Genomic DNA, 11,646 nt, shown 5'->3' on the forward strand with positions numbered 1-11,646 from the left:
ACCAAAGCCTTTTAAAAAACACCCAAATTGTTAAACTGATAAAATATTAACTTGGTAAAAAATTTATATCATTTTGTAAATCCCTGTGTAATTCGCCATGATTACTTACTTATAACTAGTTTTAGTTTGACATAGCTCTGAAAAAAGCATGATTTAAAAATCATGACTTTTATACTCCGATTATCCAATTCCACTATATACTTACTAATTAATCCAATGTAATGTTTAAAGCATGAATTGACAAAGGAGATGCTTACTATTAGTAGAATCATAGGTATGGTTTTCAGTTTAATTCTTGTTTTCACTTTTGCTACTCATCCAGTATCAGCAGCCAGCAGTAAAACAAAAATACAAGTTATATTTGTCAGCGCTGAACTTGTATGAAACAATCACGTGGGTAACGAGTGGTGGTGGGGAGGATACGTTAATGGTAAAGAAATTGAAGAAGGCAGTTCAGTTACCCTTATCTTGAGTCTTCTAAAACGATTAAACTACTAGCTGAAGCTCAAGAACAAGATAAATATCCAGATGACGGTGAAGGAAGTTCTGTTATTAAAGTAACATCGATTAAAAAAACGTTGAATAAAAACATCAAGGTAAAAGTCGTTGAAAATAGAGGTAGGTATTCTGGAAATACAGCAACTTGGAAGTTTACATTCAAGATTGAAAAAATATGAGATACAGCTTAATTTGTTATAAATTCTACTATGAAGTGTGACACCTAGCCAAACAATAAAAAAGCCCATGGCCTGATTCGTGTAGAATAGAGCTACCACAAAAAATTCACACAGGAGAATCAGATCATGAGCTAAATGAAATTTAGTAAACTAGAAGTACTACATCAACTGGGGACCGAGTGTTTTCTCAGTTAATAAAAGTGTCACCATTTCATCATAAACCACTCATTTTTGTACTCTTGATGTTTTATAATTTGTTTATTTTTTATACTACTCTTGTTTAAAGTAAAGCCAGCTCGATCATAGCCTGTCGTAAACCTGGTGAGATGGGGTTAGGATTTCGAATAGGTCCCATAACTAATCTAGCTTTATGCCGAATTTCCTCAATGCTTTGTTTTGAAAGACGAAACTTATTCACACGCAAATTCTCAATTATCTCCTGAGCTAACTCGACCGGCATATCGTTTGTAATTATATCAATTAATGATGAAGGGTCCACAACAGAACCTAGGGCTGACTTTACTTCATATGTATGTTTAGTAGAGGTTGCTGCAATCATAAGTTGAGAATCTATATGATTTTGACTCTGAAAGAGCTCACTGTTTTGCTTAGCATTATGCTGATATTTTATACTTAGTCTGTTCAGACACTCTCTCATAGCCTCGGACTCGTCATCTGCCCACCACTGAAATTCATCCCCTTCCTTTGAAAGAGATACAGCTTTCTCCAAGGGTATTGCTGCACAGTAAATGCTATAACCAAATTTATTATTTGAAGGAGTGAACCTTTGAATCCATGTCTTCCCCTCAGTAGGATCAACATAAGCTAAACTAAATACTTTATACTTCTGCACTACAGACGACGATTTATCATTATGATTAAAATGGTTCACTCCAAACATTTCGCGAAATACAAAGGATTCTCCAAACGTTTCCATAAACTCATTAACAAACTCACTCCAGTCTTCATCGATAGACGAGTGAACTTTCATTTGACTCTCTGCCAGATACAACGAAATCATCGATCGGTTGGGTACCTTTGCAATCCATGATGCATCTATAAAGTAATACGGTGTAAATCCAGCAGCCTTGTAAGCTGCTGTCCGCTTCTGAATATAGTTGTTATAAGACTCATCTTCTCGAGATCCTGTCACATAATCTATAGCCCACTTTTCCCCTGAAGGAAACACCAATATGTAATCCGGAACGATATGAAGAACGGATCGGTACATATAACCGTCTTCAAGAAGAACTCCGTGAGTTTTCACTTGTCCTTCTAGATAGGTACGAAGGATAGCTCGACCTACTCGATGAATTTGAATACTCTCTTGTTTATTAACACGGCGGATATATTTTTCGTAGTTGTCCGCACTAGGACAGCGTTTGCCTTCATGGCGAAAGTGGGGGGATTCTTCCCGAAGCACTAAAATCACCTGCTGACTGCAACACTGACAACTAAAGCTCCTCTTACGAGAGTGTATACGATACTTTTTTTCTAATGTTTGAATGATAGCACTCCTAGAAGACCCTTCCAAAGCCTCAGTTCTCCATTCCTTAGCGATATCAATTTTCTGATCAAATAGAATGGCGGTTTCCATAATGCCCTCCCCTGTAATATTTATGTACATTACTTCCTCACTGTTCTATTAAAATCCTTGTTGATAAGCAGTTAAGTAGCTTCTGGCAAAGAATCGAGTTAAGTAAAATTTGGGATACTAAGCATCTTTAAAATCGAGGATTGCTTTTTATCATACTTTATTTCTTGGAGGGATTATATTGGTAAGACCAAAGCTTAATGGGGTAAGTACTAAGATTGTAGAAGCTAACGTTTTTCTAAACCAGGCAAAGGGATTATATGATAGATCGGCCAAGGTTGGAGAGAGGTTAATATTGTTAGAAGGTTCATTATTAGAAGAGCCTGATTTAAATGGCTGGATTTATCGTGATCTTGAGAGTTTACTAGGTCAAGGATTTGTGGTAAAGATAGGTAGAAAGTATATTGTAAAACATCCAATTAGTGGTATCACTAGTGGAACAGCGGCGTCTGTACTTGGAGTGGGCTTTAAACCTGCAGGATACAGGCTGTAGAATTCGCAAATGGGAAAAGTATAACAGATGCTGAAGAAAAGTAAGAAGAGTTAATGTGCTAAATGCATTTTCTACAGAGAGCAGCTATGAATTCGGTTCGATTTTCTACATCACGACACAACAATCGGTCTCAGCCCATAAATTGAGGTATTATGCCCTCATGTGAAAAAAGAGAACATGTAACAATGAAGCTTGGATATGCATCGAGCTTGGCTGTAAGGCTAGATACGTTAACTTGGCCAGTTGAATAGGTAACTGCTCCGGTGTTTCTTTTTGTAAGTATTTCAATAGCTATCCCTATTTTAGCATATTTGTCCGAAACGCCTGAGTTGTTATCGAATTTGAAGTTAACTTGTTGAACCGTACGGTATGAGGCATTCGCCATGTCTTTAGAGAATGTGCGATTGCACCTTTGAAATCTACTTTGTAAGCAGAACTTGGGGGTCAAAAGGTGAGTTTATCCAAGCATCTGAAATAATAATACGAACAGCAAATCAAATAGTCATTTGAGGCACCTCCGTGTTTTCCTGCTTTAGTATTTGAAGTCACTCTACTAACGAGCTCTTCATATATAGGGGAGTTTTAAAACGACTTTTAACAACCAGAGAGGGTGGTGTTTTTGAAAAAGTTATCTGTTTTTTTTATAGCGATATGTTTTGTTTTAGTTACAGCAGGTTGCAGCAAGGCCAATGGAAAGTTTGAATTTCTAATTCCAAAAGATTACGTTGGATGGGTTTATATCATATACGATCAATCAGAGTATCCAGAGATTAAGAAGGAGGACGGAGTGACTACCTTCCGAATTGGAGAGGATGGCATCCTTAAAACATCTAACAAAGATGCCTTCTATGGTACTTCTACTGACAGATACTTTTATGTAGACGAAAAAGGAAATAAGGTAAAGGAACTTGATCAAATAGAGGATATTCATAATAAGGGCGTAGGAAATAAGGGCGAAGGAGGCGGAGTCAAGAACGGAGTAGAATATACTACCGAAGCACTTTCTACTGTCGAGTCCTTTTTTGTAGGAGACAAGAGTTTGATGAAGAACTACAAGGAAGTTTATCCAGAGGACGAAATGGAGCAAACAAAGTAAATAATATCATTAACTAAAGCAAGAGCAGCGGAACTATATCCGCTGCTCTTTTTTAATTAATGATGTTATAAATGAAAGCAAAGTATCCCGATTTTTCAAACTAACTTTTACAATTAATGCAATTAATTCACTGATAAAATATGTTTTTTACTAAAAAAAGCATACGTTCTAAAAATGAGAATAGCCCTCTAGGAACTCCTAATTACAAGCATAGTTGCAGAAGAGGAACTCAGCAGTGATGAAGCAAGATTCTATGGTTGAACGGTTTCGTAGCGAAGTTTATCCGATTGGTTGGCGGCTACAATATCACGAGAAAGAACGAAAGCATGAGTTATCTTTATTTGATGGTGCTCCTGAAACATCATATCGCACGGACTATTGGGATAGTAGAATCCTGGTTAAAGACTTTCTTTTAACACTGTCGATAAAAGGTAGAACTATTCTTTACAAACTTTATGTCGAAGATCTAACAGAAAAATAAGTAGCTTTAAATATGAGTCAGCAGGCGGGGAACAGATGGAAGAGAAAGATGATTCAACAGTTTATACAGACTGTATTGCTTCAAGAGGCGAAACAGAAAGAAACGGAAGCTATGCTAGATTAGTGATTTATATCAGGATGATATCGAAAAAATCAGCAATTCCATACGTATTCCGAAAGAAGATGCCAAATCACAAATTATTGTTGAATTGCTTGAGTATATTCAAAACGAAAAGAATGGCTAGACCAATGATGCGCTTGGGTGTAATAAGTAGTTATATCAAATAGACTGCAGGCAAACTAGTTTAAGCTAGTTTGTCTACAGTCTGAAGGTTTCCCAACGAAACCTTTTCCCATTTTCAACGTATAAAATTTCAACAATGGGAGGTGTCGCACATGATTAGGGACAACGATTCGTTGCTGATCCATGAACGGGAAGATCGAAGAATGGAGCCCTTCTTCTGGATTCTGACGTTCGAAGCCATGGCGGTTTTGATAGTGCTGGCCATTGCTATGATTGCCGGACCGATTGTGCTGCTATGGTATTATCCTGCTTGGTGGGCGTACACCTTGTTAGCTGTCGGAGGGGTGCTTGGGGTGCTGCTTGCGCGATTTACCTACAGGTATCTGACAAAACTTGTGAGAAAAAACCGTCGTCTAAGCACTTATCGAATTTACGAGGATAGAATCGAGGCCGTGGTTTATGATGCCGACGGGAGGAATGCTGCGGAGATCGATATTCCGTTAGTACAAGTGGAATCTGTATATGCATCTGTGCAGGTGGTGAATCAGGCTTACCATTACCAGAAGACGGGATGGACGGAACGCCTTTCTCCTTTTGATGTGCTGCCCATTCTGTACATTGCATATAACAGTGGCAGGAATCGGCGCGTGCTGACAATTCCTTTCTATAAGGATGATTCGGTCGACCGTTGGCTAGGTGCCTTGCAGAAACGGGAAATTCCGATACAGGTCATAGATAGGATGATGCAGTCCGTGTCCGAAGCTTTTCAATTGGATGCCATTGATAGTGGTGATTATACTTATCCATTTTTATATAAAGGTAATTTTAAGATTGATATCCAGCATGCTGTGGTCGAAATAGAGCGGAAGAAAAAAATGGATATAGAGCTGGCTATGGCAACCGGAGAGGAAGAGCCTCTTGAGGATCCGACTGCGGAAGAAGAGAGGAAGACAGCGGCTTCAAGCTACTCTTCTTCCTCACAAACAAATGCTACTCCTCCGGGTAAGGAGCTCGTTCCCGGAGATTCTGATGCCCGCTGGCTCCGATTTTCGTCCATAGGCATACTGGTGCTTCTCGTCGCCTCGCTATACCCGATCGTCCTTCTGGAGGAAACGCGTATTTTTCCGGACATTAGCGTGTTCTTGTGCTTTGGTTTATTGTTTGCCGGGGCGCTGGCTTACTTCTACCGGATGCGACAGTTGAAGGGTTGGGCCGCGTTCCGGTTCGTACTGATTACCAGTCTGGGATGGATTATATTGGGTCTTTCTTTGGAGACAAGGGGAGAGATCGCTTATGAGACAACCTCGATTGCCTCAGCGATAGCTCTCCTCCAGCCTGTCTTAGTCTGGCTGCCTTACTATGCGGCAGTGTGGATCCGGCGACGGTGGCCTGCCTCTTACCATCTGGTGCCTAAGCCACCACGATTGAAACGCCTTGACGGTAGAGGGAAGGGGGGAAGCGCATGAATTTATATCATGAGATATTTTTCTCCAAATGGCATCTGATTACAATTGTCGCGATCGCCGTCGCTTGGATTTCACTCTGGCTTGGGGGGTATGGCCGGAAAGCAATGCTTAAGAGTGGAATTGGGGCAACAATCTTTTTATATATAATTGCCCTAATTCCACTGGCTGTTACGATTCATGATAGGGAATATGTAGCAAAGAGAATGACCAGCCAGCTTGATCACCACTATGCTTTAAGGGTAGAACAATCCTTGGGCAAGGAATTAAGCGACATCGACCAGCTCGCAGCTTTCGCCTCCTCGCGTAGGGATGACGATAGCTACACAACGTATATATTTGCCGGAAATTATTCCGAATCTTTCTCGTTTAGCGGCAGCTTGGATATATTGATTTATGATAAGCAGGGCAAGGAACTGCATAAGGAGAAATACGAGCAGATCGTCCTGAAGCCTGGTGAGAAGAAGAAGATTGACCAATTCTACTCGCTACGGGATGCCAGCAACTATCAATATAGGTTTGTTTATCACCGTTATTGAATTTAGTACTATGCTGAGTGTCTATGGGAAGCTCCATGAATAATCCTCCTATATCTACATAAATTGCGGTAAATAAAGGACTTTTAATTTGAACGAATGATGTACTACTATAAGAATGGACGCGGTCAATGTGGATCTTAGGATTGTTCACTGGAATCCGACCTATCAATCAAAAAAGTTTATTGTCAGGGCAACCGGCAATAAACTTTTTTTGTTGCTCATAAAAACCCCTTGATCATTCCCGAAAGTGTCCATCTGCTGCAGATCACCCATGACCGCCGCATAAGCGCAGGAAATAATGCCGTGTGCTTGTTCGGTCCTGTAGCGCGCCGATAATTACCCTATTAAATAGATCCATCAGCATACAAAGGTAATGCCATTTCCGGACTTTCTCACACGTTAGTTGCTCAAACACATTCGCCGTATTTACTTCGTTACACGACGTTTTATTGATGCTTGTACTGAACTGTGTACCTGGAGGCCAGGCCTTTGATGCTTATTCGCCGACTGAAAGGTGAGTCCGTGCTCATAAAAATTATTAAATAAAAGCTAATCTTCAGTGGAGCCGGTGGCGAGTTCCATCGTTGTAGTGATATTTACATGGAATATTTCTATGATTTAAATTATGAGGGGCTTTCTCTAAGAGCTGAACAACAGGCCTTATTAATGCCCAGTTGTTCTTCGAGATAAAGGCATAGGACGTAATTCAAAAGCATGTTCAGTTCTACATCCTGAATAGTTTAATGAAGATTTGTCGACTCTTCATGGGTATGTTTGAATTTAAACATCTCTCTTTACGGTTGACCTTTGATCCTTCTTTATCAAAGCAATCAAAAAGGATCAACCAGAAGGAGGAGTGATCTCATAATACGAAAAGGCAGGAAATTTTGAGATGGTTGTGGAATAAATTCACAGACTTTACTGCATAAGGAGGTCTTAACTATGTCATCTTCAATGCATAGTATAGTCATAGGTGGACCTTGTAGAAGACGGGCAAGGAGATATACTTTTAGTAAAAACTTGTGAGGGTGGCTGGGTATACCCTGGTGGACACATGGAAGTGGGAAAAGGGTGTTTTATTAGCCCATTCCTTCCATAAAATCGGAATACTTGAAAACATAAGCGCCTTAAACGCCTATGCTCCTTATTACATAAAGTTAAAAGCCAGTATTGAAACTGTGTCGTCAATAAAAAACTCCTGTTTTAAGTCTAAAGAAGTTTACCTAAGAGTTAGAAAGATAAAGATATGGAGGGACAGAAATTGAAAAGGATACCAGTAGTCATTTTTATGTTATTGATCATAATTTTAAGTGGCTGTACATCAGAACAACCAAAAGAAGCTTCGGAGGAACAAGATAATTCAACAGTTACTCAAGTAAATTCTGAGGAAGCTGTAGAACCGACTCGTGAACAGAAAATAGAACAATTGTATCAAGAACTGAAGGAACAATACCCTGTTGCAGACTGCAGTCAAAACGAAGTGGAAGAAGCGGCTGAATGTCCAAAACCAGACTCTTTATCAACTGATCTGAAAGAAAATATAAATATTCAAATTATTTTGGATTCATCTAAAAGTATGGATCAATTGATAAATGGGCGCAGCAAGATGGAAATTGCTCAAGATGAGATTTCTAAATTCGTGGCCAGATTTCCAAAGAATACATACGTATCTTTTAGAGTGTACGGTCAGGAAGGAGCAAACGATCTGGAGCAAAAGAGTCTTTCGTGTTCTTCTACGGAAATAGTCTACTCTTTCCAGGAGTTAGACCAAGCTAAATTCAATACAGCTATACAGGATACAAAACCTGCAGGTTGGACGCCGATTGCGAAAGCGCTAGAAGAGGCAAAAAAAGATTTTGCTGAATTTAAAGGTGAGAATAATACAAACATTATCTATCTTGTTACGGACGGGCTAGAGACTTGTGGAGGTGATCCAGCGGCTGCAGCTGCAGCTTTAGCCGATTCCGACATTGAGGGCGTTATCAATGTAATCGGATTCGATGTTCAAGAAAGTACCGACAGTTTAAAAGAGATAGCGAAGAATGGGAATGGTGAGTACTTTGATGCAAAAAACGATGCTGCGTTAAAGAAAATTTTTGAAGATAATTTCAATTGGTATGAATGGACGACCTATTATAACTGTGTATGGTTAAATGAAACAACTTATAGCAACAACGTATGGTTAAAAGAATCGCTAGAGGCAAACTGTACATGGCTTGAGCTTACGACGCAAAAAAATAAGATTTATGCAGAAATTTCAAACAGAAAAAAAAATCAGGATCAAGAGGCTATAGAATTTGGTGAAGAGGTATATCAACGGATTGAACAGGAAAATGATGCAATAATCCAGGAAAAGAGGGAGAAGAAAGATCAGCTTGTTGAGGAATCAAGACAGTTTAGGGACAAGGCTGTTGAGAATGCAAGGACAGAACGTGATGAAAGGATTAACCCATAACATAAATGTGTAATATGAAAGAGGGACCCTTAAGTATAAAGTTGTCTCTCTTTTTTTATGTGCTATAAGGCGTGTCTTCAAACTCAAGCAAGCCACACCTCATCAGTATCTAGGTAGACATGATTTTAATTCGATTTTAGGCGGATCATTCATACTTTCCTTACGATACGGTTTAAGAACGACTAGTTGAACTTGCACGGAGAGTAGGTTCACAGCTTAAAAGGCCTACAATGTGAATGGTTTGATGCTGGAGATAAAAGAGGGGCTGTTGCTAGCAGGATCTAAGTCGGAAAGCTTTATACATATTGTATCGAAAGAGGAGACTTTGTAGTATTGCCAGGAGTGAACAATTAGGTTGAATGTTGATGATGATAAAAAACCTTAATTTATAAGGATTATGGAAAGACTTAAGTACATGTGTACAAAATCCTAATTTTGAGCATATGTCTATCTCTAGCTTGCACACTCCTTATAACTGGTCCACCAAATCCTGAGCTTTTACCGGAAAAAACGAACTGGGAGAGTATCCAATCTAATTTAAGAAAGCCTGAACAATGGGATTATCAAGTTAATAGTTTAATAGGAAAAAAAAGTGAGAAGAATGACGCAAATGATAAAACTATTTTTTTAATTCCTAAAACTGTAAAAAACGATGCTATTTACTTTAGAGAGAAACGAAATGATTGTGCACATGGAAAAGATATTGTCAGTTATCCGCATGTGGAGTGCTTATGGATGTTTATTAAAAACCATTCAGGAAAATTTATGGTTAATGGAGGGATTGATGGTTTTACACAGCTAGTTAAAATGCAATTTGACCCATCTGAAAATGACCCAACATCTGACTTTACAGAGTTACTGAATCTTCTCCCAAGTGTTGTTCATATAGATGAAATTAAAACACTTTTTTCTAAGCTATTTAACGTAGTGCCTATGAGATTCCAATCCCAGGATTACCACAAGCAATTTTGGATTTATCTTCTAGAAAATGATGAAACATTAAGGGGACATTTGTTAAGCTACCTTAAGGAAGAATTGGGCAAACTAGAGGGTTTCCTTTTTGCGTATCCCAAATTGATTCGATACTACAGTGACGATGATTCGACTTTACGTAAGATTTGGAATATTATTATCCCAGCGATTAATCTGTATGAAGATAGAATGGAAAGCCTATATGGGATGACAAACTGGTTAATATTGAATCAAAAGATTCCAAAAATAGAGTTGCCAGAATTTTGGAAGAAATGGATTAATAACGGAATACTACGATGGGTAGGGAATATATTGACACCAGAATTTGTTGCCCTGCTCCAAAGTTCTGGGTATTTTACGACTTATAGAGATTACCTCTTGAGGGAGAGTAATGCTGGTTCGAATTATTCGTTTTGGTATGATGAAGAGCAATTACTTCCGATCTACTTGAGATATGGCGATCTAGATCAAGAACTAGTTCAACATGTCAATACAATATTAGTTAATCTTAAATCTTCAGGCTCATTCAAATCCCGAGTAGCAGAAGCGTTAAATATTGACGGAGGAGCACGTCTAAAATTATTCAAAATGCAGTGCAATGATTTAGGCGTCAAATGTTATTATGGGAATTCGATTGATGAAGAAGAAGGCTCGTGACTCAAACTAAAGATATAGACAGATGATCAACATATAACTCAGATGTCTATTTTGAACATTTTTCTAGGTTAATGTTAAGTAGTTCAATTATTAAAGCACGTTATCACTTAGCCTAGGCGTAATGATGATTTAGAGCATTGTAGTTTAGAGCCGTTTAGGGGTAGATAGAACCTTACATCATATTTATAAAATCATCAATGTCTATACTCTCCTTGAAGTAGAATACTCAATTAAAGTCGTTGTTTATCTACTCAGCTGCGCCACTCCTAATACCGATATGAAGTCATTTTGCTATCATCGCTTTTAACATCCTTTTAATCCATAATGTCATTTCTCTTTCATTACCAACTTCCTCACATTCAAATAAACTATTGATTGTTATGTTAAAATAGAACGTCCTGCCTAATTTATTCAACATCGGGCAAATTAAAGAATGACCTTGAGGATAATTTCTCAAGGTCATTTGCATAATATGAGTGATGTTTAAGTTTCGATAATCAACAATCCGTCTAAATATGATTCTAACTCAGTAGTGTTAAGCCATGGTACTTCATTCCCCCTAACAGTATAAAAACGTAAAACGATCTCTTCACTATCATAAGAAAGTATTAGCATGAATTTCCTATGGCCGTTATATTGCCTATAGAGAACAGCAGCCCAAACTTCGAGTATCCTTATTCCGATGTTTAAGATTGCATCAGGATTAATACCCTCATCAAAATAATCATTTAAATGGATATGATTATAATCGGCTTCAAACGCTGTTCTATCAGGTACAAACTGATTTGGAGAAAAATAGGTTGCTAGTTCACTATTTTTTTCTTGATTAAGAAGAACACAACCGTCCCACTCAAAAAATCTCGGTAAGATAATATTCTCTATTTTTGATAGTTCATTAGATATATTATTCATACTGCCTGTCTTCATAGAATCAAGGTACTGTTTCATCTTAGAATTAGTTTTCATCTTCCACCTC

At 38.4% G+C, this 11,646-nt stretch carries 11 protein-coding genes; 9 read left to right on the plus strand and 2 right to left on the minus strand.

What is annotated here, in order from left to right:
* Positions 1–957 precede the first annotated feature (957 nt).
* The gene (locus H9647_RS20465) at positions 958–2,274 is read right to left on the minus strand and encodes a hypothetical protein (RefSeq protein ID WP_191803532.1); all 1,317 of its coding nucleotides are present in this window, start codon (positions 2,272–2,274) and stop codon (positions 958–960) included.
* A 178-nt stretch (positions 2,275–2,452) separates the two neighbouring features.
* Here H9647_RS20465 and H9647_RS20470 point away from each other — a divergent pair, with 178 nt between their 5' ends.
* The 9 genes from H9647_RS20470 to H9647_RS20510 all read left to right on the plus strand — a co-directional run bounded on the left by H9647_RS20470 (position 2,453) and on the right by H9647_RS20510 (position 10,670).
* Positions 2,453–2,764 (plus strand): hypothetical protein, encoded by a 312-nt coding sequence (locus H9647_RS20470; RefSeq protein ID WP_191803534.1) that lies wholly within the window; start codon positions 2,453–2,455, stop codon positions 2,762–2,764.
* Positions 2,765–3,383: 619 nt separating this feature from the next.
* Complete coding sequence (locus H9647_RS20475) at positions 3,384–3,860, plus strand: DUF6843 domain-containing protein (protein WP_191803536.1); 477 nt, start codon at positions 3,384–3,386, stop codon at positions 3,858–3,860.
* Between the two features lie 235 nt (positions 3,861–4,095).
* A complete protein-coding gene (locus tag H9647_RS20480; protein ID WP_191803538.1) occupies positions 4,096–4,341 on the plus strand; it encodes a sigma-70 family RNA polymerase sigma factor in 246 nt (81 codons plus the stop codon).
* A gap of 35 nt (positions 4,342–4,376) precedes the next feature.
* A complete protein-coding gene (locus tag H9647_RS20485) occupies positions 4,377–4,628 on the plus strand; it encodes a RidA family protein (RefSeq protein WP_191803540.1) in 252 nt (83 codons plus the stop codon).
* Between the two features lie 108 nt (positions 4,629–4,736).
* Positions 4,737–6,050: a hypothetical protein gene (locus H9647_RS20490; RefSeq protein ID WP_191803542.1), complete on the plus strand. Its 1,314-nt coding sequence runs from the start codon at positions 4,737–4,739 to the stop codon at positions 6,048–6,050.
* Positions 6,047–6,586 (plus strand): hypothetical protein, encoded by a 540-nt coding sequence (locus H9647_RS20495; RefSeq protein WP_191803544.1) that lies wholly within the window; start codon positions 6,047–6,049, stop codon positions 6,584–6,586. The genes H9647_RS20490 and H9647_RS20495 overlap by 4 nt, the downstream gene beginning before the upstream one ends.
* 1,028 nt (positions 6,587–7,614) lie before the next feature.
* Complete coding sequence (locus H9647_RS20500) at positions 7,615–7,851, plus strand: hypothetical protein (RefSeq protein ID WP_191803547.1); 237 nt, start codon at positions 7,615–7,617, stop codon at positions 7,849–7,851.
* A 23-nt stretch (positions 7,852–7,874) separates the two neighbouring features.
* Positions 7,875–9,041 carry a vWA domain-containing protein gene (locus H9647_RS20505; protein ID WP_191803549.1) on the plus strand — a complete coding sequence of 389 codons (1,167 nt, stop codon included), beginning with the start codon at positions 7,875–7,877 and terminating at the stop codon, positions 9,039–9,041.
* A 435-nt stretch (positions 9,042–9,476) separates the two neighbouring features.
* Positions 9,477–10,670: a hypothetical protein gene (locus tag H9647_RS20510; protein ID WP_191803551.1), complete on the plus strand. Its 1,194-nt coding sequence runs from the start codon at positions 9,477–9,479 to the stop codon at positions 10,668–10,670.
* Between the two features lie 483 nt (positions 10,671–11,153).
* Here the strand turns inward: H9647_RS20510 and H9647_RS20515 are convergent, their stop codons facing one another.
* Positions 11,154–11,636 (minus strand): hypothetical protein, encoded by a 483-nt coding sequence (locus H9647_RS20515; RefSeq protein ID WP_191803553.1) that lies wholly within the window; start codon positions 11,634–11,636, stop codon positions 11,154–11,156.
* Positions 11,637–11,646: the final 10 nt, after the last annotated feature.

The sequence above is a fragment of the Paenibacillus gallinarum genome, assembly GCF_014836635.1.
Classification (GTDB): domain Bacteria; phylum Bacillota; class Bacilli; order Paenibacillales; family Paenibacillaceae; genus Paenibacillus; species Paenibacillus gallinarum.